This window comes from Nonomuraea sp. B5E05 (assembly GCF_039880665.1).
Lineage (GTDB): Bacteria > Actinomycetota > Actinomycetes > Streptosporangiales > Streptosporangiaceae > Nonomuraea.
In genome coordinates, this window is the sequence record NZ_JBDPMJ010000009.1 from 53,409 (window position 1) to 77,665 (window position 24,257).

Annotated in this window: 12 protein-coding genes and 1 pseudogene; 4 read left to right on the forward strand and 9 right to left on the reverse strand. The window is 65.0% G+C overall.

The genetic code is table 11. The features are described from left to right. Nucleotides 1-65: 65 nt before the first annotated feature. The 3 genes from ABGB01_RS18445 to ABGB01_RS18455 form a co-directional block, all read right to left on the reverse strand. On the reverse strand, nt 66-1,577 hold the full coding sequence (locus ABGB01_RS18445) for a hypothetical protein (protein WP_347774671.1): 1,512 nt from the start codon (nt 1,575-1,577) through the stop codon (nt 66-68). Between the two features lie 434 nt (nt 1,578-2,011). Next, on the reverse strand, nt 2,012-3,520 hold the full coding sequence (locus tag ABGB01_RS18450; RefSeq protein WP_347774672.1) for a hypothetical protein: 1,509 nt from the start codon (nt 3,518-3,520) through the stop codon (nt 2,012-2,014). A gap of 1,088 nt (nt 3,521-4,608) precedes the next feature. Continuing rightward, nucleotides 4,609-7,590 carry a BTAD domain-containing putative transcriptional regulator gene (locus tag ABGB01_RS18455; protein ID WP_347774673.1) on the reverse strand — a complete coding sequence of 994 codons (2,982 nt, stop codon included), beginning with the start codon at nt 7,588-7,590 and terminating at the stop codon, nt 4,609-4,611. Between the two features lie 453 nt (nt 7,591-8,043). On the opposite strand from ABGB01_RS18455, the gene ABGB01_RS18460 reads away from it, so the two are divergent. Together ABGB01_RS18460 and ABGB01_RS18465 are read left to right on the forward strand one after the other, a co-directional pair. Then, on the forward strand, nt 8,044-15,261 hold the full coding sequence (locus tag ABGB01_RS18460) for an RHS repeat-associated core domain-containing protein (protein WP_347774674.1): 7,218 nt from the start codon (nt 8,044-8,046) through the stop codon (nt 15,259-15,261). After that, the gene (locus ABGB01_RS18465; protein WP_347618352.1) at nt 15,258-15,746 is read left to right on the forward strand and encodes a hypothetical protein; all 489 of its coding nucleotides are present in this window, start codon (nt 15,258-15,260) and stop codon (nt 15,744-15,746) included. Before ABGB01_RS18460 ends, ABGB01_RS18465 begins: the two co-directional genes overlap by 4 nt. 81 nt (nt 15,747-15,827) lie before the next feature. Here ABGB01_RS18465 and ABGB01_RS18470 read toward each other — a convergent pair. Then, a pseudogene (locus ABGB01_RS18470) lies at nt 15,828-15,990 on the reverse strand (IS5/IS1182 family transposase); the annotation flags it as partial. A 58-nt stretch (nt 15,991-16,048) separates the two neighbouring features. Then, complete coding sequence (locus ABGB01_RS18475; RefSeq protein ID WP_347774675.1) at nt 16,049-16,540, reverse strand: hypothetical protein; 492 nt, start codon at nt 16,538-16,540, stop codon at nt 16,049-16,051. 137 nt (nt 16,541-16,677) lie between these two features. On the opposite strand from ABGB01_RS18475, the gene ABGB01_RS18480 reads away from it, so the two are divergent. Then, nucleotides 16,678-17,754 (forward strand): DUF418 domain-containing protein, encoded by a 1,077-nt coding sequence (locus ABGB01_RS18480; RefSeq protein WP_347774676.1) that lies wholly within the window; start codon nt 16,678-16,680, stop codon nt 17,752-17,754. Nucleotides 17,755-17,779: 25 nt separating this feature from the next. Here the strand turns inward: ABGB01_RS18480 and ABGB01_RS18485 are convergent, their stop codons facing one another. Beyond that, nucleotides 17,780-18,016 (reverse strand): GntR family transcriptional regulator, encoded by a 237-nt coding sequence (locus tag ABGB01_RS18485; protein ID WP_347774973.1) that lies wholly within the window; start codon nt 18,014-18,016, stop codon nt 17,780-17,782. Between the two features lie 417 nt (nt 18,017-18,433). On the opposite strand from ABGB01_RS18485, the gene ABGB01_RS18490 reads away from it, so the two are divergent. Further along, nucleotides 18,434-20,470: a sugar transferase gene (locus ABGB01_RS18490; protein ID WP_347774678.1), complete on the forward strand. Its 2,037-nt coding sequence runs from the start codon at nt 18,434-18,436 to the stop codon at nt 20,468-20,470. A 126-nt stretch (nt 20,471-20,596) separates the two neighbouring features. Here ABGB01_RS18490 and ABGB01_RS18495 read toward each other — a convergent pair whose 3' ends face one another. The 3 genes from ABGB01_RS18495 to ABGB01_RS18505 all read right to left on the reverse strand — a co-directional run bounded on the left by ABGB01_RS18495 (nt 20,597) and on the right by ABGB01_RS18505 (nt 24,127). Beyond that, the gene (locus ABGB01_RS18495) at nt 20,597-21,370 is read right to left on the reverse strand and encodes a hypothetical protein (RefSeq protein ID WP_347774679.1); all 774 of its coding nucleotides are present in this window, start codon (nt 21,368-21,370) and stop codon (nt 20,597-20,599) included. Nucleotides 21,371-21,552: 182 nt separating this feature from the next. Next, nucleotides 21,553-22,662, reverse strand: coding sequence for a trypsin-like serine protease (locus ABGB01_RS18500; RefSeq protein ID WP_347774680.1), 1,110 nt, complete (start codon nt 22,660-22,662; stop codon nt 21,553-21,555). 340 nt (nt 22,663-23,002) lie between these two features. Continuing rightward, the gene (locus ABGB01_RS18505; RefSeq protein WP_347645529.1) at nt 23,003-24,127 is read right to left on the reverse strand and encodes a trypsin-like peptidase domain-containing protein; all 1,125 of its coding nucleotides are present in this window, start codon (nt 24,125-24,127) and stop codon (nt 23,003-23,005) included. Nucleotides 24,128-24,257: the final 130 nt, after the last annotated feature.

Here is a 24,257-nt window from a genome sequence, read left to right on the forward strand (position 1 = left end):
GGATGCCGAGCCCTCTGGTCATGCTGGTGAACGAAGACGAGTCCTCGTTCGGGGTCCGCAGCGAACTACGGGATGAGCTTGCCGGACCACGCGGCCGCAGCGGCCTTGTAGACCGTGTTGGCCTCACCGTCGAAGTACGCCGAGGTGATGGTGTCGTAGCGCTTGTTGTCGTCGCTGTCGACGATCAGGCTGGTGACACCGTTCACGTAGCCGAGGCGCTTCGCGTTGCTGTACTTGGCCAGCCACGGGCCACCGGCGTAGCCACCGGTGACGGCGCACTTCAGCGCCACCTGCTCCTCGACCCGGTACTGGGCGATCTTGTAGCTGTTCTTGCTGGTCTTGCCGTAGCACCACTTCGGCGTAACGCCCGTGTAGGCCTTGTTGCCGTCGGGGTGCGTGCCCTGCGGGTAACCGAACGTCCGGACCGTCTGGCCGGGCGCCTGGTTCCACGCGAAGCCCTGGCCGCCCACGTTGTCGCCGAGCTTGCCAACGCTCTTGACCTCGTGAACCACGACGAAGAACTCAGTCCGGAAGTACTGGACCGAGCTCGACTCCTTCACCCAGTACTTGAGGAAGTAGTGGGTGATGGTGAAGTTACCCGCAGAGTCGATCTTCTGGTAGCCCGGGCCCTTGTAGGCCTTGTACTCGGACTCGGTGACGAACTCGGTCACCGTGGCGCCGGGAGCCTTGGAACCGTTCGTCTTTCCGCTGGGAGCGGCAAGGTACTTGTCCCTGGAGACTTCCTGCAGAGCCTTCACGGCGCCGGGGTAGTCCGGGCCGACCAGGTCCTTGGAGACGTTGGCCTTGGCCCAGCAGTCCGGCGTCTCGCCGCCGTGGTAGTCCTTGCACTTCTCGTAGTCCGCCGCGGAGATCGGAATGTCCTTGGTGAACTTCTCGCCCTTGTAGGCGTCGTACTCGTCCTTCTTGACCTGCTTCGGCTTGTTCAGCGACCCGCCGATGCCGTCGTAGACGGTGACGAACGCGTAGTCGCGGTCGAAGTCCTCGTACACGTCGAAGTCGTAGTGGGTGAAGGCCTGCTTACCCACGTAGACGCCCCAAGGAGCCTTGCCCTGGTAGTAACCGGGGACGAAGACCCAGCGAGACACGGTCTCCTGGTTGGCCTTGATGTCGTACACGCAGTGACCGGCCGTGGCGACCAGGTTGCGGTACTTCGACTGGATCGAGGTGCCCGAGCACCAGTACAGCTTGCCGTCGCGACCCTCGAAGAACACCTTACCGATGGACTTCGGGAAGTTGACGTTCTGGGTCTTGGAGGAGGACTTCGTCTCCTCGCCGATCGGCGCGGTCGAACCGGGCTTGGTGTCCGCGGAATAACCGCCGCTGCTCTGGATCTTCTTGACCTCGAGGGAGTCGGGGCTGAACGCCACGGCACCCTTGAGGGCAGCGTTGTTGGACTTGGTCCAGAACTCGAGCGTCTCGGCCGCCTTCTGGGCGTTCGCCGCCAGAGCGTCGCTGGCGACGGTCTGGTCGGCGGCCTGAGCGGTGCCGGCCAGGCCGGCAGCCAGCAGACCGGTGGCCAGAACCACGCCACCAGCCGGGATGAGGATGCGCTTCACAATGACTCCTTGCGCTGTCGTGGAACGCCTCTTGCGTCCCATGCGTCAGTAAAGGGATAGCCAGGAACATACAGTGTCGATCTTGGTGACCGGTAGCCGCTTTGGTAGGAAAAGCTGCGACAAGTCGGGCGTGATCATTTCGTGATGTTTAACTGGCCGAACCGCAGGAGCTGAGCGAAGCTCACCTTGTCATCGTTTGCCCTGATCAACATAAGTGCGTTGTCAGTGTGGCCGGTGAGGCGCGAAGGCCACGCGGACCAAGGCCGACGAACCTATGTGACACAGATCACAACGCATGCATGGCACCATCTGGCGGTCCCATGCGTCCAAATGCCTTCACTTCTGGGCCGGAAAACGCGAAGGGGCCCGGCAGATGCCGAGCCCCTTGCTGGTAACGCCTGACGAACGGTTTAGGGCCGGTCGCTATGGGTTACTTAGACGACCTTGCCGGACCACGAGGCCGCAGCGGCCTTGTAGACGGTGTTGGTCTCGCCGTCGAAGTACGGCGACGAGATGTAGTCAACGCGGCCGTTGCCGTCCTGGTCGTTGAAGGTGCTGATGACACCGTTCACGTAGCCGAGACGCTTGGCGTTGCTGTACTTGTACAGCCACGGGCCACCGTCGGCGCCCTCGGTCATGGCGCACTTGAGGGCGACGTGCTCCTCGATCTTCTTGGCCTTCGAGCCGACCAGCTTCTTCGTGGTGTTGCCGTAGCACCACTTCGGAGTAATGCCGGTGTAGGCCTTGTTGCCGTCGGGGTGAGGAGCGGCCGGGTAACCGAACACGCGGACGGCCTTGCCGGTGGGCTGGTTCCAGGCGAAGCCCTGGCCACCCACGTTGTCGCCGAGGCGACCGGCGTCCTTGGCGAAGTCCTCGATGATGTAGAAGTTCGTCCTGTAGTACTTCACCGAAGTGGACTTCTTCACCCAGTACTTGAGGAAGTAGTGGGTGATGGTGAAGTTACCCCTGGAGTCGATCTTCTGGTAGCCCGGGCCCTTGTAGGCCTTGTACTCGGACTCGGTGACGAACTCGGTGACCGTGGCCTTGACAGCCTTGGAACCGTTCTTCTTGCCGGTCGGAGCAGCGGTGTACTGGTCCTTGGAGACTTCCTTCAGGACCTTCACGGCACCGGGGTAGTCCGGGCCGACCGGGTCGCCGACGGTGCTGGCCTTGGCCCAGCAGTCCGGGGTCTCGCCGCCGTGGTAGTCCTTGCACTTCTGGTACTCAGAAGCGCTGATCTCCTCGTCCTTGGCGGTCTTGACGCCCTGGAACTTGTCCCACTCGTCCTTGGTGACCTTCTTGCCCTGACCCTCGCCGAGCTTGACGCCGTTGTACACGGTCACGAACGCGTAGTCGCGGTCGTAGTCCTCGTACACGTCGAAGTCGTAGTGGGTGAAGGCGGTCTTACCGACGTAGATGCCCCACGGGGACTTGCCCTGGTAGTAACCCGGGACGAAGACCCACTTGTCCATGGTGGCGGAGTTCGTCGCGGTGTCGTACACGCAGTGACCGGCCGTGGCGACCAGGTTGCGGTACTTCGACTGGATCGAAGTGGCGGAGCACCACTTCTTCTCGCCCTTGCTGTTGACGAAGAACACCTTACCGATGGTCTTCGGGAAGTTGACGTTCTGCGTCTTCGACGAGGACTTCTTCTCCTGGCCGATCGGAGCGGTCGAACCCGGCTTGGTGTCCGAGCTGTAGCCGCCCTTGCTCTGCAGCTTGGCGACGTCGGACTTGGTCCAGACGTCGGACTGCTTGGCGGCCTTAAGGGCAGCGCCGTTGTTGTCGGCCCAGAAGCTCGCGATGGCCTTCGCGTTGGCCGCGCTGGTCGCCATGTTGTCCTTGGCGACGTCGCTGTCGGCCTGAGCCGTACCGGCGAGGCCGGCGGCCAGAAGACCGGTGGCGAGAACGGCACCACCGGCGGGGATGAGAATGCGCTTCAAGGGAACTGCTCCTTGCTCTGTCGTGGGTCGCAACCTGCGTCCCATGCGTCAGTAAAGGGATAGCAAGGAACATAGCGTGGTGATCTCCGCAGGTGGAACCCGGTTTGGAACATCCGGAAGGCACCCCTACCGCCGTTACCGGACTGTTACCATTCAGAGATCTTCGCGTATGGTGACCGAGAGGTTACGTCTTTGCAGGGTATGGGCGACATGTTGCTGCTGGAACGAAAGTTCCGTTAGTGCCCTGACACAGTACGTAGCCAGCCAAACGTGACTTAGATCACAGGAACCGAAATGGAGCCTGCCCCGTCTAAAATGCTTGCCTCCGTTCAGGCGATCTTCAGGTTCCGACCCAATACATCCGCATTGGCCCTGTTTGTCGGGATTTCGTTGCCCGCGCAACGAGGCGCGTTCCCCTCGGGTGGCGACTCGGGACGGCGGGGCCGCTGCATGGCCGCCGCCTCACTTGCTGTGGAAGGCCGGCCGTCCCGGGCTCCGAGGGACGTTCCCCTATATAGAGGTGAGCCCTGGCTCGCCGTACGCGACCTATACGGTCCTCTGGCCGACGACCTCCGCCAGGTGGGCGCGGAGCCGCGCCAGCACCGGATCGCTCGGAGCCGCTCTCTTGCGCCGAGGTGCCGGCGGCGGGACGGCGCGCAGCTTGGGACGACTCGAGGCATCGTTGGGCGTCCGGGCGCTCGTGCCCTGAACGACTTCGATCGCGGACAACAACTGTTGCCAGGTCCCGTCCGCCGCCCACCGCCGGTGACGCTTATATATGGCGACCCAGCATCCGAACCGCTGTGGCAGATCTCGCCAGTGCTCCCCGGTGCGGGCCTGATAGAGCATCCCGTTGATCGCCGCCCGATGGCCGGTCCGCGGACGCCCGCGTCTGTCATCAAGGGGCAGTAGTTCTTCCGGGGGTAGCAGCGGGGCCAGCCGTTCCCACTCGGCGTTCGTCAGATCACCATGACGCATACGCTCATCGTGACCAGTTAAACACTGAGTGTCAGGAGAACCATAGAAGATCTTCCTACCAGGATGGCCCTGCCTACCTGGCTCCGCCGCCTTCCCCTTCTTCTGGATGCCTATCGGGTCGTGCGAGATCGTTCAAGCCCGTCGCGGGCCGCTGACATCTCGTACGGATCTTTGATTTTCTCAGCGATCTCCAGCGCGGTTTTGTGGTGCTGCATGGCCGCTTCGTGGTCCCCCAGGGCATGACATGTGCCGCCAAGGCTGTTCAACGCCCGGCACTCCAGGAGCCGGCCAGGCTGTTGTCTCGCCAGAGCCAGTCCTTCTTCTTGGGAACGGAGAGCCTCCGCGAACAGCCCCTGCTGCGCCTCGACGCTCCCGACTCTGCAGAGGGCCTCCGACTCCACCTCCCGGTTATCGATCTCGCGGCTGATCCGCAGCGCTTCGCGGTGACAGCCGAGCGCGTCGCGCAAGTTCCCGAGCCCGGCGTTGGCCAGGCCCATCTCCATGAGGGTGTGCGCCTCGTCGTAACGCCTTCCCCGCTCGCGGAGCCACTCCAGGCTGATGTTCAGGTGCTTCAACGCGCGAGGCATGTCACCGAGCCGCACGTAAATCTTCCCGAGCAAGTCGGTGACGGCGAACTCGCCTGCGTCGTCGTCATTCTCGCGGTACAGGTCGAAGGCCTGTGTGCACGTGTCGAGGGCGGATGGCAGCTCGCCCGTGCGGTAGAGGCCGTAGGCGACGTAGAAGAGCGCTTCTGCCTGCATCGCCCGGTCGTTGGAGAGGACCGCGAGATCCACCGCGCCTCGCTGGCAGTTCAGGAACTCCTCGTACTGGTCGGCGGCCAAAAGGGCATGGCCGAGCGCAGTGAGGATCTTTGTCTCGCCACTTCGATCGCCGAGTTGCCGGACGGCCTGTAGGGCGGCGCGGTGTGTCGCGATCCAGTCGTCCACGTACCCCATGAGGTGGAAGTGGTACGCGGTGATGTAGGCGAGCTGCCACGCATGCACAGGCCGGTCGTCGTCGGCGGCCAGCAGGACGAGGGCGACCGTGTTGCGGTGTTCGGTAGAGAGCCAGGCCATGGCCTCGTCGCGCACGATGAATCGTCGTACGCCTCCGGCGGGCAGCGGTTCAGAGGGGTACAGCAGGCCAGGCGCGGGATCCACGAAGGCCATCGCGGCGCGGGCGGTGTGGGCGTGCCAGTTGAGCAGGCGTGCCAACGCCAGCCGGTGTCCTTTCTGCGCCAGAGCCAGCTCCCTGGCGTACTCGCGGATGAGGTCGTGCATGGTGAGGCGATGCTGTGCATCGTGATGGACAAGGTGCGCCCTGGCCAGGGTGTCTACCGCATCGCGAGTCTCCTCGGGAGCCAGACCGACCATGGCTGTGAGCGCGTCCAAACTCAGGTCCGGACCAGGATGCAAGCCGAGCGATCGGAATACGGACTGTGCCGATTCGGGCAGCGCCTGGTAGGAAAGGTCGAAAGCGGCGCGTACGCCGATGTGGGGATCCTCGGAGATCTCCAGGGCGGTGAGTCGGTTACCCGCCCGTAATCGTGAGACCAGTTCGCGCGCCGAGCCCGCCTGGCGACCTCGCACATGCGCGGCCGCCAGGCGCAGTGCCAGCGGGAGACGGCCACACAACCGGGCGAGCTCGCTGATCGTGTCGTGCTCGTCGTTCCGCTCGTCCCCAAGGAGAATTCGGAGTAGCGCAGTCGCCTCCTCCAGCGGAAGCACATCAAGGAAATGGATGCCGACGTCATGGGTGGCCGCGAGTCCGCGCAGTGAGTCCCGGCTGGTAATCAGGGTTCTGCTCGGCGAGGCTCCTGGGAGCAGCGGGCGTACTTGCTCGGCGGTGGCGGCGTTGTCAAGCAGGATCAGCATGCGCTTGCTGGAGATCATGGATCTGTACATGGCCGCGCGTTCCTCCGGATCGTAGGGGACCTGGTCCGAGGCCACGCCGAGCCCGCGCAGTAGCTGGTGGAGGGCCCGGGCCGGATCCACCGGGGCGCTTCGCGAGTATCCGTGCAGGTTCACGTAGAGCTGACCGTCGGGGAAGTGGTCGGCTCTCCGGTGCCCCCAATGCGTGGCCAGCGCGGTCTTGCCTACGCCGCCTGCGCCCACAACCGCTGAGAGCACCAGCGTTCCTGTGTCGTGTGAGGCATCCAGCAGCTCGTCCAGCACGTCGAGGCTTTCCCCGCGGCCGGTGAACCGAGCGATGTTGGCGGGAAGTTGCCGGGGGACGAGACGATCAAAGGGCTTCTCCACCGTCAGGCCTGCCGCAGGGGCGCCTTGGGCGAAGTGCAGACCGGGGTCGGCGGCGAGTACTGCCTGATGGAGCCGGCTGAGCGACTCTCCCGGTTCCAGCCCGAGCTCGTCGCGTAAGCACGTACGCGCCAGCCTGTACTGCTCGAGCGCGTCTGCTCGGCGCCCGTCCCGGTACAGCGCGAGCATCAGCTGCTCGCGGAAACGCTCGTTCAACGGGTTGGCGTCGACCAGATGCCGCACCTCGCCGATCAGGTCCGCATGCCGCCCCAAGGCGAGATCCACATCGATCCGCTCGGCGAGCGCGGCGATCCGCCGTTCCTCCAGCCGATGGCCTTCCGCGCCCTGGAATTCCAGGCGGGTCCCTGAGAGGGCAGGGCCACGCCACAGAGCCAGGGCCGCCCGTAGCCCTTCGGCGGCTTGGACGAGGTCGCCGCGCAGACGGTGTTCGCCGGCAAGGGTGACCTCTGCATGGAAGGCAGCGAGATCCGAACCATGGGCCGAGAGAGCGAGCGCGTAACCTCCGGCACGTGTGGCGATCTCGGCGTCGTCGCCAAGGGCACGGCGCAGAGACCACAGATGGTTGTGCAGGGCCCTTCGCCCCGTAGGAGGTTGCCGGTCGCCCCACAGAGCGTTCAGCAGGTCCTCGTACGGGACGATCTTGTTGGCCCGCAACACGAATATGGCGAGCAGCGTCCGTTGTTTCTCCCCGATGATCGGTACCACCCGGTCTTCACTCTGGATGTCGACCGGACCCAGAATCCGAATCTGCAATGAACGCCCCCTCGATTCGCTTTCCTGCGAGACATCGTCCGCCACAGCGGTCTCGGTGGACACAACGTGCGGTAACAGATCTATGTGACAAGATCATGACAGACTCTGGAGAATCTCGAGAGAACCGGCATTCATGCTTGGTAGGTCATCTCCGGTCGAAGGGCTCGGCGCCACGGCCCGCGACCGGAGACCCCTCCAACGTGAATGGAGATACGGGTGCGCCTACGCCCCCCCACGCCGGTACGCGTCCGCAGGCACGTAGCCGCCGGATGCCACCGATCTGAGGGACTCCGCCCGCCTGCGGGGGCCAGCTGGGATACCCCTCATCCATTTCTTTTGACTTGTCTGTTTGCGCTCCGGGCTGCACGTGTCAGGGCTTCGGCCTCTGCCGGGTGGGGTGGAGCTTCGTCCGGTGTCCAAGGGCGCCCAGCACGGTTCGGAGTGTGACGGAGTATGCGTTGGTCATTGTCGCGCCCCTTTCTGTCCCGAGCAGCGGTCCTCATTCTTGTTGCCGTCATGCCCGGCTTGCTTTCGCTGGCAGTCGGTCCGGCATCCGCGCAGGCGGCGGCGAGCGGGGTGGCCGGGGTGCAGGGGAATTTAGCCTTCCCCAAGCAGCAGTTGGGTTCCGCGGGTGTCGTGCCCAGTCTCGTGACCACCACATCGGTCGCGGGCGGGCAGAAGCCTGTACGGGATTCCCGAGTACCGGGAGCCCTTCCTTTGGATAGGCGTGGCGAGGCGCTGGAGGTGGAGAAGTCCGATTTGCCGCCCGGTGTCGAGCGCGCGGAGCAGAGGGATCGGCAGGCTCTGCCGGCCGCGTTCCCGTTGATCAATCACGTGTATCCCGGCACGGGGTCGTTGGTCAGCGCGACTCCGCTGCTGACCGTGCGCGCGACCCGTCTGGGCGGTGGGACGGAGGCGGATCTGCGCTTCAGGTTCAACATCTGCGAGAAACCGGAGGAGGACGAGGGCCAGTTTCCTGACCCGGGGGAGCCGTTCCCGACGCCGCAGTGCTGGCAGTCCGCCGCCCAGTTGGGTGTGAGTAGTTGGCGGGTGCCTGAGGACACGTTGGAATGGGGCCAGCAGTACGAGTGGTGGGTTCGTGTCGTGGACCCGGAGAGTAGTGAGTCCGCGGTCAGTGACAGGCAGTTGGTCGTTACAGGTGCGCGTCAGCCGTTGAACAGTCTTCATCTGGGAGAGCGTGCGAGCGAGGGCCAGGAGTTCTCGCCCATTGCGGGGAACTACACCACGAGCGCTGTGGACGCGCAGGTGGCGACGGCGAGTCCGCCCTTGTCGGTGATACGGACGTACAACAGCCAGGATCCGCGCACGGACGGCATGTTCGGCGCCGGCTGGTCGACGCCCTGGGACATGAAGGTCGTAGCGGAGTTGTCCGGAACGTCGACGACGAGCCTGTTGGTGAGCTATCCGAGTGGTCGGCGGGTGCGGTTCGCCGCCAAGGGTGACGGTACGTACCAGCCGCCGCCGGGGATGAAGGATGTGCTGGCGGAGGTGGAGGGTGGCGGCTGGCGCCTGATGGACATCTCCTCCACCTCCTATTACTTCAACGCGTCGGGACGGCTGCTCAAGATCACGGACAAGCGGGGCCGGACGCAGACTCTCTCTTACGGAGATGACGGCACGTTCAGCTCGGTGACGGGAATCGGCGGCCGGGCGCTGCATTTCACCTGGAACGGGCCCCGCGTGGCCACCGTGTCCACGGACGCGGTGGACGGCAAGGTACTGACGTGGACCTATAGCTATACGGGTGACAACCTGACGTCGGTGTGCTCGCCGGCGGCCGCGCCGAACTGCACGACCTACAGCTATGGGGAAGGCTCCCGGTACCAGGGCATCGTTCTCGACGCCGAGCCCGTGGGCTATTGGCGCCTGGGCGACGCAGAGGACGAGCCCGCGGCCAACCTCGGCAGTGAGGGCGGCACGGGCATCTATTCCGGCGTTACCGTGGGCGAGCCGGGTGCGCTGGAGGGAAGCAGCGACACCGCCGCTGGTTTCACGAAGTCCACCATGGAACTTCCGTTCGACATGTTGGATCGTCTGAGGAACGAAGTCTCGGTCGAAGGCTGGATCAAGACCACCCAGAGCGGGGTCGTGCTCTCCGCTGGTCAGTTCGGCTACCAGTTCGGCGCAACAAGACCCGTCCTGTACGTCGGCACTGATGGCCGGCTGCGAGGTCAACTGGGCGAGTTGTCGGGTTCGGGGTTCACCCCGATCACCTCGGCCGATCCGGTCAACGATGGTCAGTGGCATCATGTCGTGCTCACGGTGGGGGGCGAGCAGCAGAAGCTCTATCTCGACGGTGAACTCGCCGGTGAGCTGAGCGGAACGATCGTGCCGGACTACCGCGCGTACGCGTTCGTCGGCAGCGGTGACCGTGCCACCTCCTGGTCGGATGTTCCGGGAGGCCAGACGGCTTCCGGTGCCTTCGCGTTCAAGGGCACGATCGACGAGTTCGCGGTCTACGGCAAGCCGTTGCCGGAGGCCACGATCCAGGCGCACTGGGCTGCCCGTGCGAAGGTCGGCAACAAGTTGACGCAGGTCACGCTGCCGTCTGGCCGGATCTGGGCCAAGAACACCTACGACACCGCGACAGACCGCCTCCTGACACACGTCGACAGGCACGGGGGCACGTGGAAGATCGGCAAGCCCGAGGTCGACTGGGTCGAGAAGGTCAACACGGTCGAGGTCATCGATCCGCGCGACGGCAAGCAGACCTACGGCTATGACCGGGGACGTGCCGATCGCCTGGTGTACGAGATCGACCAGCTCCAGTTCAAGACCAGCTACGAGTACGACACCGGTGGCTTCCCGGCCAAGAGGATCGACGGCAACGGAAACGTTGTCCGCTGGTGGAACGACGAGCGCGGGAACCCGATCCGCGGCAGGTCATGTCGTACGGACTCCAGTTGCCAATTCGGCTACGCCGACTATTACGTCAACGAGGATGACGAGTTCGACCCGCGCAACGACAAGATGGTCGTCCATCGGGATGCCCGCTCGTCCGACCTGGAGAGCGACACCTACGCGACCACGTGGGAGTACAACCAGTACGGCGAGCAGACCAAGCAGACCACCCCCGCCACCTCCGGCTTTCCCGACGGCCGCTCGGTCACGACCTCCTACACTGACGGCACGGAAGCAGCCGTCGGGGGTGGCACCACCCCGGCCGGGTTGGTCGCCTCCCAGACCGATCCCAGGGGCAACACGTGGACCTACCGCTATACAGCGGCCGGTGACCTGGCCGAGCAACGGGACCCCGAGGGATTGCAGGTCGAGCTGGACTATGACGCGTTGGGCCGGCTCCGCGAGAGCTCGCACGTGTCCGAAGCCCACCCCGACGGGGTGAAGACCGTCCTCACCTATGACGTGCTCGGCCGCCTGGCGACGCGGACCGAGCCGGGTGTGAAGAACGAGGTGTCCGGAGTCACGCACACCAAGCGCACCACGTACGCCTATGACCCGGACGGCGCCAAGCTGCGCGAGGCCGTCAGCGACCTGACCGGCGGCGACGCCGAGCGCGCGACCGTCTACACCTACGACGACCACGGCAGGGTGGAGACGATCACCGACCCTGAGGGCGGTGTGGTGCGTCAGAGCTGGAACACCATCGGCAAGCCGGCGACGGTGACGGACGCCAGGGGCGCGGTGGTCGAGCACGCCTACAGCGAGCGCGGCGAGCTGATCACTCAGACGTTGAAGGGCTGGACCGGCAGCCCGGTCGACCCGCAGCCCGCCACGGACAAGGTCCTGGCGTCGTTCGGCTATGACGCGGCGGGCCGCCTGGCGACCCAGTCGGACGCGATGGGCCGCAGGACCTCTTTCGACTATTTCGGCGACAACCTGCTCGCCAAGAAGATCGCCGACGACGTGAAGTTGAACGGCTCCGCGACCGCGCGGGACGTCGTGCTGGAGAGCCACACCTACGATGCGGCGGGCAACCAGATCAAGCTCGTCACCGGTGGCGGGAAGTCGACGACCGAGTATGTCTACGACGCGGCCGGTTTCCTGACCTCGCAGAGGTTCGACCCCGGCGGGCTGGACCGCAAAACCGCCTTTACGTACGACGCCAACGGCAACATCATCAAGACCACCCGTACCAGCGCCGGCAGCGACCGCGCCGAGGTCACCGAACAGGCCTACACCACGACGAACCTGCCCACCAGGACGACCGTCGAGAACGGCGAGGAGGACCTCGTCACCACTGTCGACTATGACGATCGCGGTCTGGCCACCGCGTCGACCGAGCCGCGCGGCAATGTGGCGGGCGCCGACAAGGACGCGTACACGACCGAGATGCGCTACGACGCGCTCGGCCGCCTCGTAGAGACCACCGGACCGCAGGTCAAGGTCGAGAAGGTCGGCACGGCCGGCGACGCGCGCCCCACCGTGCGGTTCGGCTATGACGTGCTCGGCGCCAAGACGCACGAGACGGACGCCGAGGGCCGTACCGTCACCGCGGTCTTCGACAAGGCCGGCCGGCTGACCGGCCAGAAGGCGCCCAGCTACACCCCGCCCGGCGGCACCGCGCTCACCCCGGCCACCTCGCTCACCTACGACGCGGCCGGCCAGCTCACCTCCACCACCGACCCGCGCGGCAACACCACCACTTTCGAGTACGACAGGCTCGGCCGTCAGGTGCGCGTCACCGACCCCGCCCCCGAGGGGCAGCAGGGTGGGACGTGGGTGACGGAGTACGACATGGCGGGGGAGAAGCTCGCCACGGTCGACCCTACCGGGGCGCGTACCGGTGCGACCTACGACGACCTCGGCCGGCAGATCACCGCCACGCAGATCGAGCGCAAGCCGTCCACGGCGTCTTACACCACCACCATGGAATACGACGACGCGGGCCGGCTGGTCAAGCAGACCGCCCCAGGCGAGCCGGGTGAGAAGGTCACCTCTTACGGCGTGAACGCGGCCGGTGAGGTCACCTCCGTGACGGACCCGCTGAACAACACGACCAGCATGGCCTACGACCTGGCCGGACGGCTGATCAAGACCACCGACCCCAACGGCAACGCGAACACCGCCGACTATGACCTGGCCGGCCGGCAGATCGCCGCCAAAGACCTCGACCGCAGCGGCGATGTGCTGCGCACCTACCGTTTCGGCTACGACGCCGCTGGCAACCAGACCAGCCTCACCTCCCCCGAGGGACACCTCACCCAGCACAGGTTCGACGCCCTAGGACGCCCCACCTCGCTCATCGAGCCGGTCTCGGACGGCGAGTCGATCACCACGAGCCTCGGCTACGACGCGACCGGCGCCCGCACCCGGCTCACCGACGGCCGGGGCAACGCCACCTGGACCACCTACAACAGCCTCGGTTTGGCCGAGTCGGTGACCGAACCCGCCACCACGGCCCACCCGGACGCGGCCGACCGCACCTGGACCCACCTCTACGACGCGGCCGGCAACCCGGTCGCCACCCTCCAGCCCGGCGGCGTCCGCATCGACCGCGTCTTCGACCACCTCGGCCGCCTGGCCAAGGAAACCGGCGCGGGCGGCGGCGCCGCCACCGCTGAGCGCACCTTCGGCTACGACCTGGCCAACCGCATGACCGCCGCCGGGAACCTGACCGTCGACTACAACGACCGCAACCTGCCGTTGAAGGTGATGCGCGGCAGCACCCAGGAGACCGCCTACAGCTACGACGCGCTCGGGAACCCCATTCAGCGGGTCGACGCCGCCGGCACCGCCGCCTTCACCTGGGACAACGCCAGCCGATTGGCCACTGCGACAGACCCGGTGACCGGCCGCACCCTCACCTACGGCTACGACCAGGCCAGCCGCCTGAAGACCGTCACCGCCACCAGCGGCCCGGCGAGCACCCAGAGCTTCGACTACGACCCCATGGACCGCCTCACCGGTCAGACGCTCGAGAACGGCTCCGGCACCCAGCTCGCGAAAATCACCTACGGCTGGGACAAGGACGACAACCTCACCACCAAGACCACCGCAGGCACGGCCGGGGCGGGCACCAGCACCTACGCCTACGACCACGCCGGCCGCCTCACCTCGTGGACCGCCCCTGACGGCGCCACCACCGCCTATGAGTGGGACGCCGCCGGCAACCGCACCAAGGCCGGCGACAAGACCTTCACCTACGACGAACGCAACCGGCTGCTGACCGGCGACGGCAGCACCTACACCTACACCCCGCGCGGCACCCTGGCCACCGAGACCAAGGCCGGCACGACCACCGACTACACCTTCGACGCCTTCGACCGGCTCATCGCAGACGGCGACAGCGTCTACGCCTACGACGCCCTCGACCGCCTCACCAGCCGGATCCACGGCACCGCCAAGCAGACCTTCGCCTACGCAGGGCTCGGCAACGACCTGGCCGCCATCACCGACAGCAGCGGCGCCGTCCAGGCACGCTACGCCCGCGACGTCGGCGGCGGCCTGCTCGGCCTCAAGGAAGGCAGCGGCGCGGCGGTGGCCGCGTTCACCGACCTGCACGGCGACCTGGTGGCCACCTACACCACCACCCTGCAGACCTCCACCGCCTACGACCCCTTCGGCGCCGTCACCGCCCAGACCGGAACCAAAACCAACCTCGGCTACCAGGGCGAATACACCGACCCGGACACCGGCAAGGTCAACATGCACGCCCGCTGGTACCAGCCCGACACCGGCACCTTCACCAGCCGCGACACCATGACCCTGGACCCGAACCCCTCGATCCAGGCCAACCGCTACACCTACGCCAACGCCTCCCCCCTCACCGGCACCGACCCCACCGGCCACAACACCGTCAGCACAGGAAGTGGGCACTACACACCAGGCATCGGCTACCAATCAGCCACCGATATTTATGCCCAGCACGGCATTGTCTACGGTGGCGACGAGGGAGGCGCAGGCGGCTATTGCATTGGTAGCTGTGGTATATCGAGAGGTGGCGGACCCATCGGCTGCGACACCTACGGTGGGTGCGGCGCGGTTGTCACCAATCTGGTCAACGTGATGACTGTCGAAGAAATGAAGCGAATGAACCTTCTCCCGAATGGATGGATCACTGCAAAGGGATTTTGGCAGTCGAGTGAGTGGATAATAGATGGATTTATCAAAGAAGCATATAACGGCATTGACCCTGCCGTACTTGACTTCGCGTGGAAGTATCGCCAGAAAGTGTTGCGTGAATTGGGGGAGCGGTCTGCAGTAGAGAAGAATGGCGGCGGCGGTGTGAGCGTCGTCCTCAAGGCTTCCAGTCCTTCCGATCGCATCTCGGAGGCCGAAAAGAACTGGTGTAAAAACAATCCGGTTTTATGTTTCCAGTCCTATGGATATGCCGAGTTGGTATCCGAATATCTCGACGAAAAGTACGGAAATAGAAAAAATACTCCTTCGAGAAATGCCATTCGCCACTTCATCTGGCAAGCTCTTTTGACGTGGGAGTATGGTGCCGATGCCGCCAAGGAGATCGGCGACGCGCACGAAGGTGGCGGTAAGCCTTGCAAGCCTCGCCTTTCATGTGACACTCGGGTCGACCAGTATAATAATAATGTGGCGCGCCAATGGGCATTGGATCATCGAACCGAGTGGTATCCGAGCTATCAAGTGGCGCGGAATGGCGCTCCTTGGAATGAAAGTATGAAGCCATTGCTGGATCGACTGTTCAAGGTGGGTCGAGACCTCTACGACAATAACGAACTGACAAGTGAAGATCGCATGTGTGTTGCGTATGGAGGAAGCAGAAAATGTAGGTCATGATGCGATCTGTTGAAGTTTCATGCCTCTGGGTGGAGATGGGAAATCGTATGGGAAAAAAGGCGTCCTGGCTACTCGTTCTTGTGGCATTCCTTGGCGCGGGGTGTACGGAACAGGGCAATGCGAATACTTCAGAAGGTCTGGAGTCCTGTTATGCCAAAGCTGAGGGCGAAGCGGAACTACTGGAAAAGGCAACTGCGCCTTTATTGACGCCGGAGATGCAAACGACACTGCAGACATACAATGATTGCGACTCTGACGTGGAGGGTGGTGTTTGGATTACCTATGATGCTGACACTGGCAAGACTTCTGCGGAATTATTGCGCAAATTTTATTCCGCGGGATGGGTTAATGTGTCACTGCCAATCGAGCCGTGTGGCGATCGTTGTGTTGCAGGAGTGACCAAGATCGTGCAGGGTCGGCGTATTCTGGTAACTGTTGAGAATTTCCCGGCTGATCGCGACCTAGTGGTTGTATTTGACGACTAGCTAGGATGAGGGGCAGTGGCGCAAGTCACGTGTGCAATTGAGCGAAGTGCTCATTAAGGCTGGTTGGGGGCCTCGCAGCGAGTATTCCTTGTCGGCCAGGGCAATGATCCCGGCCCGCTCCGGCGCGCAGGATGCCCCAGACCCGGGCGGCGCTCAGTTTGCGGTGTTCGCCCGGCAGCGCTCCGGAGGTCCACACGATCGTTCTGTCCGGGGAGGCGATCACCTGCACGTTCACCCGATGCCTGTAGCGCCATCATGCAGGATCAGCCGACGAGTGCTCCGTGCCGTTGTCATTCGGCGTCTTAGTGTGGGGAAGTCCGCGACTTTGTTACGTGCCCGTCGGGCAAGGAAATGTCCAGTTGCCGACACCAGGATCGGGGTGGTGTCCATCCCTCGGCCGGCGTGAAGTTCAGATGCAGCAGGCGGGCTGTGTTGGGAACCGGCCCGCCCAGGTGGCGAGTTCCATGCGCGGCCGTCTCGCCGTCCGGGTCGAATGCACCGTTGTTGTAGTCGTTGTAGGGGGTACCGAGGTCGTCCTCCGTGGACAACATCCAGTACCAGAAGAAGGGGCCCTTGGTTTCCTCCTCCTGTTCCCGCAGTCCGGGCACGAACTCGTAGTGCAGCACGCCGCCGGCGTCCGTCAACTCCAGCCCGCGGGCGACCACGTGGTGGCCTTCCACCAGCTCTCCGAGATCGACGTCGAAGACGATGTCGAGGCGTACCGATCCGCCCATCTTGGAGAGGTAGGCGTCGGTGGCCGTGCGCGGCGGAATGCGGAACATGACATCCAGCATCGGGCACGATCAGCAACCGGCCGACCCCGGGACGTCGCCACCGCCTGTGACTTTGCCCGAAAGTACGATCATGGATGCTGCTGACCCTGCTTTCGGCCGATACCGTCCCCGCGGGCGGCCCTGCAGGATTCGGCCCTATGCCTCGCGAAGAGTTCCCCCGAGAACCGACCAGCCATCCCGGTCGCCGTCTCCCGCACGACGCCACCGCCTCTACCGCTACGCCCGCGTCCGGCCGGCCGCAGACAGGCGCGCTCTCCTCCGGCCGGCCGCGGATCATCGCGCTCGACGTGCTGCGCGGGTTCACGTTGTGCGAGATCCTGTTCGCCAACATCCAGCTGATCGCCAACCACGGCACCGCCGTCGTGACGCAGCCCATGGGTGACTGGGATCCGTGGCTCGGGTTACCGATCTTCTCCCTGCTGTTCGGCATCGGGTTCACGCTGCTGCTGGACTCCGCCGCCGACCGCGTCTCCCGCCCGTGGCTGGTCCTGCTGCGACGGCTGGTGGCGCTGCTCGCGATCGGGCTCGTGCACATGGTGTTGTGGCCGGGGGAGATCCTGACCAAGTACGCGGTGGTCGGCGTGCTGGTGCTGCTGCCCTCGTCCTGGCTGCCGCGATGGGCCGTGGCCGGCCTCGCCGCCGTGCTCGTTCCGGTGGCGCTGTTCGGCGGGGGAGGGCCTCTGCTGATCGCCGGGCTGTTCCTCCTCGGCTCGGCACTGGTCCGGTACGGGGTGATCGAGCGGATCGAGCGATCCACCCGAGGGCCGCTCCTGCTGGGGCTGGTCTTCGCGGCTGGGGCGGCCGCTGCCCTGTGGGTGCACGCCCAAGTGGAGACCGGGACTGAGCTGATGCAGCCGTCGTTCCCGTCCAGCCTGGCCGACCTGCTCATCGCCGGCGTGGTGGTGTGCGCCCTGCTGGTCTTGCTGCGTACGCCGCTGCGGCCGGTGCTTCGGGTCGTCTTCGCGCCGCTGGGCCGGATGGCCCTGACCAACTACCTGACCGCCACGCTGCTCGTCCTGGCGGCCAGTCGCATCCTCGGCCTGCCGGTCGGCCAGTCCTTGCAGGTGGCGTTCCTGACCGCGGGAGCCATCCTCGCGGCCCAGTGGCTGCTGTCCGCCTTGTGGCTGCGCCGCTACCGCCAGGGCCCGCTCGAATGGCTCTGGCGCTGGGCCACCTGGGCCCGCCGCCCGCCCTTCAATCGGGTCGGTACGTGACGAGCTCGGGTCAACGGGCCGACAGTCATGTGCTCTCGGGAATGCTGACGAAGCTGCCCATGCCTCGCACGGTGTAGATGGAGCCCTCCTCGCGGAGGGCTCTCATGGTCTTGTGCGCCGTCATGCGAGCGATGCCGAACTCCTGCATGAGGTCGTTCTCGCTCGGCACCCGGGAGCCGGGACGGTATGTCCCTTCGGCGATGCGCTCGCGAATCACCTGGGCAACCTGCTGCCATCGGGGCTGGTCTTCGCGGAACTCCATCACCAGGCCACTGTAGAAACCTGTGCACCAGACCGGTAGGCGTACGACGCCATGACGGTCCCGGAGCCGTTCGCCTGGGGCGACTACCATGGCGTACACGTGCCGGCTCCTCAGCCTGGAGCTGAACGGGTGGACTGGCGACAAGGCCATCCACGCGGTTGCCGGATCCGGGTCAATGACTACACCTGCGACTGCCGGCGGCCCTCGTATGAACTGTGTGCGGCAGGGGGCCTGTCGTTCATTCGCCGAGCGTCCGGAGATAACGACGTGCCTGTGATCGTCGAGAGTCCTTGGACGTCGGTCCGCGAGGCGCAGGTGCTGTGGCTGCGTATCGTGAGCGGTCGAGCGTGGTGACACGTTGCCCCATGCGAGGAGTTCTGTATCCGAATTGCACCGTTCGGTGATCCTTGTACACTCTTGACAGTCTTCGCGACAAGATCAACCCGATCGTCGGTAACGCTCGCTGGGGTCGCAACCATGCTGGAAACCGCATTCTCCGCCAAACTCTGGATGGGAGCCGGGGGTGGCGTCCAGGACGCGGTGCGCGACCTGCGGATCGGTGTGGACGAGTTCTGCGACGCGATGAGCGAGCGGCCGTTCGGGAGTGACGATCTGGGCCGGGCCCTGTACGAGGGCGACCGGGCGCGGAAGGCGCCGGGTTTCGTGGGGCTGCGCGACGCCCTGCTGGAGAACCTGGTCGGTACGGTGAACCTGCTCCAGGGCATGGGCGCCGGGATGGTCAACGCCGGCACCGCCTATCGCAGCGCGAACAGCGCGACCATGGATGTCCTGGACGGGCAGAGGTCCTCGCAGCCTTCGCCATCCGCCGCGTTGGAGGAGATCGAGGAGTATCGGCCGGCGATCGAGGGCGGCAGGCTGCCCTCGACGGTCGAGCCGCCCGGTTTCGTGCAGCAGGCGGCATGGTTCTTGCAGGCCATGGGTTTCGGGTGCGCCTACCCTGACGGCGACATCGGCAAGGTGAACGTGCTGCGCGAGGCCGCGCTGTCGGTCGGCCGTGTGGTCGATCGGGTGGCGGAGGCGGTCGATCAGCACGCGGGGCGGGTGATCGCGTCCGGGGAAGGGCCGAACACGGACGAGTTCAAGAAGGCCGTGAAGATGCTCACCGGCGAGAAAGGGCTGCTGGAGGAGCTGAAACGGCAGTCGGATGAGCTCGCCGACTACTGCCGGACGGGGATGGACGCGATCTCCAAGGCGCAGTGGCACTACTGGGTGGCCGCCGCCTACGTGGTGGCCTTGGTGTATGTGGCGACCGTCATCAACCCCTACCTCAATGCCGCGGCGGCGAGGGCCATCCGGCTGGAGGGGATGGCCCTGCAGATCACCTTGCGGATCATTCGCGAGGCGGTGCTGGGCATGGCCTTCGCCGGTGGGCTGAACGTGATCGACCAGCTGTTCGCCACCGGTGACGTCGACCTGAAGCAGCTGCTCCAGACGACATGGCACGGGGCGGTCGCCGGCGGCCTCATGGGCGGCGCGCACGGCGCCCTGCCCTCGCTTCTGCGCAAGGGCGGCCCGCTGCTGACCGGTCTGGCCGCGGCAATGGAGAAACCGGGCTGGGAACGGGTCCTCTCCCGCCTCCTCGTCGGGGGAACGGTGAGCACCGGCGCCCTGGCGACGGCCGGATGGGCGAGCGGGTACGGCTGGGACTGGAAACATGCCGCACAGGCCGGCTTCGGCATGGCCCTTCTCGGCACCGGCGCGGAACTCGCCGGCAAGACGTTCGCGGCCGGCCGGCAGCGTGTGTCTCCCGAACTGGGACTTCGCCTGCCGTGGGAATCCTTCCCCAAGAAGGGACTGCAGTGGCTGCGCAGCCCCGAGAAAAGGTGGATGGAGTTCAAATGGTCCATGGCGTTCATGCCGCTCGCCGCGCCCGTGGCCGGCTTGACGGCGCTGGTGAAGTTCGCCGAGGACGGCAAGAATCCCTTCATGTCGCAGCCGCGGCTCGGGAAGGACGGCGAACTCTTCAACATGTGGAAACTGCGCTCGATGAAGAGCTCCGACGGCATGGATTCCAGCCTGGGATCCGCTGATACCCGGGTCACACGATTCGGCAACGTCATGCGAACCGCCGGATGGGACGAACTCCTGCAGCTGCCGCAGGTCGCCACCGGGAAGATGTCGTTCATCGGACCCCGTTCCCTGGTGCAGGCGACGCATGACGAAATGGCACGCGACCTGAGCCCGCAGGTCAACCACACGTGGACGACCGGCAAGAAGGCGGCCACTCCGGGGATGTGGAGCCACTTCGGGTACTACAAGGAGTACTTCGGCTATGAGGCGGCTTCCCCGCAGTTCAACGGGCTACGGGGAAAGCTGGACAACTGGTATTTCCAGCACGCCAGCGAGCCGATCGACCGGGAGCATTTCCGTAAGGAATTCGGGAAGATGATGAAAGCCTGGGGTTCCGCGGTGACGGGGGGAGGGAAGGGCTGAGCCCATCTTGCGTGCCCACATTCGAAGCGGATCCGCGCTGGGCGGGTGTCAGGGAGGGAGCGGGACAGTCGCCCGACTTGCCTTCGCACTTCACCCGCAGACCCCGACAGGGCAGAGCGGAGGGCGTTACAAGATACCTGGAGGGTTTTCGAAGTCCGGGTGGCATGAGGCAAGAAAAGCGAACGCGGTGGTGGCGTCTCTGGTCCGGTAGAAGCCGACCATGGTGGTGTTGAACTCCGCCCGCCGTGCGGCCGGCACGCTGATGGCGTCGATTCCGTGCGACATCAGGTGCCCGTTCATCATCGTACGGCCGGTGCGTTTGTTGCCATCGAAGTAGAACTGCTGGAGAGCGGCGAACAGGAAGTATGCCAATGCCTGCTCGAACGGCGACTCGATCTCGGTCCGGATGGCTGCCACGCCGACGGTGAAAATCCGGCGAAGGTTGTCTCCTCCAGGCTCGGTCGGAGGTGGCATATACCTGCCGTGTTCTCCCAGGCTTACTCCGGGCGTGAGAGTAAGCGGGCCTTCTCCTCTGAAATGCCCCACTTCGAGAGCCTCGCCCTGTGCGATCAGCTGCTGGAAATGATCCGACGTCGGCTTGTCCAGCGTGAATTTCTCAGATTTTACGACCCTGACCAGCTCCTTGGCCGACTCGGCGAGGTTGACCACCTGCCGTTCGTCGCTGATCTTGCGACCTCCCACCGTGATGCCGTCCATAATCGTCTGCACTTCTGGGTAGGTGAAGGGATTTCCCTCCAGTGCGGCGGCATCCCACACGAACTCCGGGAGCGCGCGCTGATAGCGCCAGACGGCCCGCTCAACCGAGTGCACACCCACGTCGTGCCTGATCGAGTCTCTGTCCCAGCGGAACCCCAGTGCGTCCGCCAGCTGCTCGGTCATCACATCTCCCGTGGTCAAAACTCTCGTCATGCATAGCAGAAGCGCTTGCTTCGCCCCGGCGCTGGTCGGTATCTGTCCGGCCGGGTATCGGCGTCCTATTTTGGCAGAAGCCCGGACGCCTCGAGCAGGCAGCTTCTCAGCTGGTGGATGCATCACATCGCTTGGACGTGCAGCGCCTGGGGTCAGGTGACTTTGGAGATCGTTCGTACGGAGGCGGCGTGCCGGTAGACCTCGCCCGTGGTGGTGTCGAAGTACGGTGACGACACGGCGTCGTACCAGCCCTGGGCGTCCCGGTTCCAGGTGAGGCTGTTGACCCCGACCAGGGTGCCGAGCCCGCGGTTCTCGTTCCAGCCGATCAGCCAGGGTCCGCCGCTCGCGCCGTGGCTGAAGTCGCACGGCTGGAGTTGTACGCCCTTCTGCAGGTCGAAGGCGGGGGCCACGGCTGCCCACAAGGTGGTGCCTCTCTCGCAGGTGCGCAGCTTCTTGCCGTTGAACGGGTGGCTTCTGTCGGGTTGGGGGCCCGCCGGGTAGCCGAACGAGAACGCCGAGTACGTGGACGGCTTCTTGTTGAGGTCGAGTCCCTGCCCGCCGACGTTGTCCTGGAGCCGGCCGATGTCCTTCATGACGTAGGAGTTGTTCTTCTTCGTCCAGGTGAAGCCGCGGTGCACGGTCACGAACGCGTAGTCGTAGTCGTAGTCGCCCTTGCCCGACCAGTCTTCGTGCATGCTGATGGCGGCGCCGACGTAGATGCCCTGGGATGCTTCGCCGTTGGGGCCGGGATTGGGGACGAAGATCCAGGAGTCGGCGGCTCTGGCCTGGCGTGAGTCGTACGCGCAGTGGGCGGCCGTGGCGACGACGCTGCGGTTTCGGGCGGCGACGGCGCTGGCCGAGCACCAGTACTCCTTGTCGCCGAAGCGGAAATAGACCTTGCCCATGGTCGTGGCCATCTTGCCCTTGCGCGGCATCGCGGACGCCACGCTCTGCGCGGCGAGGGTGCGCCTGATGGCGGCGACGGGGTTGCCCTGATCTGTGGCGGTCTGGGGCTCGGAGGTCGGGGCGGCCTTGGCGCCGGGCGTGGCCGGGCTGTAGTTGTCGGCCACCTTGAGCCGGTCGGGCTTCCAGTGCTCGGCGACCCTCTTCACGTCCGCCTGGGTCGTGGCCAGGGGGACGGCGTACACCTTGCTGTTGACTGTGCTGTTGGCTGTGGCGTCGGCGATCCCCGTGAGGGCGGACAGCACGAGCAGCGCGCTGCTCAGTGCAGCGAGCGCGACGTGCCTGGCCCGGGGGATCATCTTTTGCCTTTCTTAGGGTCGTAAGGTGGGATTTTTCCAGATGTACAGACGGTATTGCAGCGAGGATAGAGATTCGTTACCTGATCAAGGGTGCACTTCGCACTATAAGGAACCTGTCAGACATCCCCTCGGGATACCTCTAAATGATCATTAATCGGCGGCATCTTCGCAGGTCAGCGTAGGTGTAGCGGGCTTGATGATGCGTCGCGAAATGTCGTCATTCAGCTGTGTTTCGGTGTCGATCGAGTGGCGCACACCACGTCGCCGCCCACCCCATTCCGCCGCCAGGGGAAGGCCCCGGATCCCATCCGGGAACCGGGGCCTGGGGTGCCCGGCTTGATCACGGCATGTTGCCGGTCCAGCGGTTGGCGGCGGCCTTGTAGACCTTGTAGGTGTCGGTGTTGAAGTACGGCGACGAGATGTGGTCGTAGCGGTCGTTGCCGTCGGTGTCCCACGCGACGCTGTTGACACCGATCAGGTAGCCGGTGCGCGACGCGCTCTTGTAGGAGTAGAGGAGCGGCCCGCCGCTCGCTCCGGCGGTGAAGGAGCACTTGAGGCCGACGTGCTCCTGCAGGTTGTACTTCTTGGCCTCTGGCATCGGCTTGGTCTTGCCGTAGCACCACTTCATCGTGCGCCCGCTGAACGGCTTGTCGCCGTCGGGGTGCTCGCCGGCCGGATAACCGAAGGAGAACACGGTCGCCTTCGTGCTCCGGTTCCAGGTGAAGCCCTGCCCGCCGACGTTGTCACCGAGGCGGCCGACGTTCTTGACCGTCCACCTCCAGCGGCCCCTGTCCTTGGCCCAGTCGACCTTGATGCCGTTGTAGACGTTGACGAACGCGTAGTCGTAGTCGAAGTCCTCCTTCACCAGGAAATCGTCGTGCGCGTTGAACGTCTTGGCGGCGTAGATGCCGTAGGGCGCCTTGCCGTCCCAGACGCTCTTGCCGTCCCAGTACGACGGAATGAACACCCAGTTGTCGTAGAAGGTGTTCTTCTTGGTGTCGTACACGCAGTGGGCGGAGGTCGCCACGAGGTTGCGGTACTTGCCCTGCACCGAGCTGGCCGAGCAGTAACGCCAGTTCTTCGGGTTGCGCGGGTCGGCCTTGGGCAGCGTGAAGAACACGCGGCCGACGGTGTTCGGCAGGTTGACCTGCTTGCTCTTCTTGGTCTTCGTCTTCTTCTCTCCGCCGATCGGCGGAACGGATCCGGCGGGGCCGTCGGGGGTGCTGTTGCCGCCCCTGATGCCCTTGGTGGTCAGGTCGATGGTGTCGTCGTGGTCGGTCGCCCGCTTCACGCGGTCCGGCGTCCAGAACTGGATCGCCTGCTCCGCGGGGGTGGCGGCGTTCTTGGACACGACGTCTGAGGGTGCCGTCGCGCCGGCCGCGGCGCCGCTGACCGTTCCCGCGGCCAGTCCGACGGCCACCAGGCCGGCCAGCGGGATCGCGACGCGCCTTGCTCGGGAATTCATGGAGCTCCTTTCGGCTTTCGGCGGCCCAGAGCGGGGTGCTGCGCCCCGGGTGGGCCAGGAAAACGTTCGGAACGTTAATGAATGGCCGGACCGGCGGCCAGGAAACGGCCTGAAAAAGCATGGCCTGGTT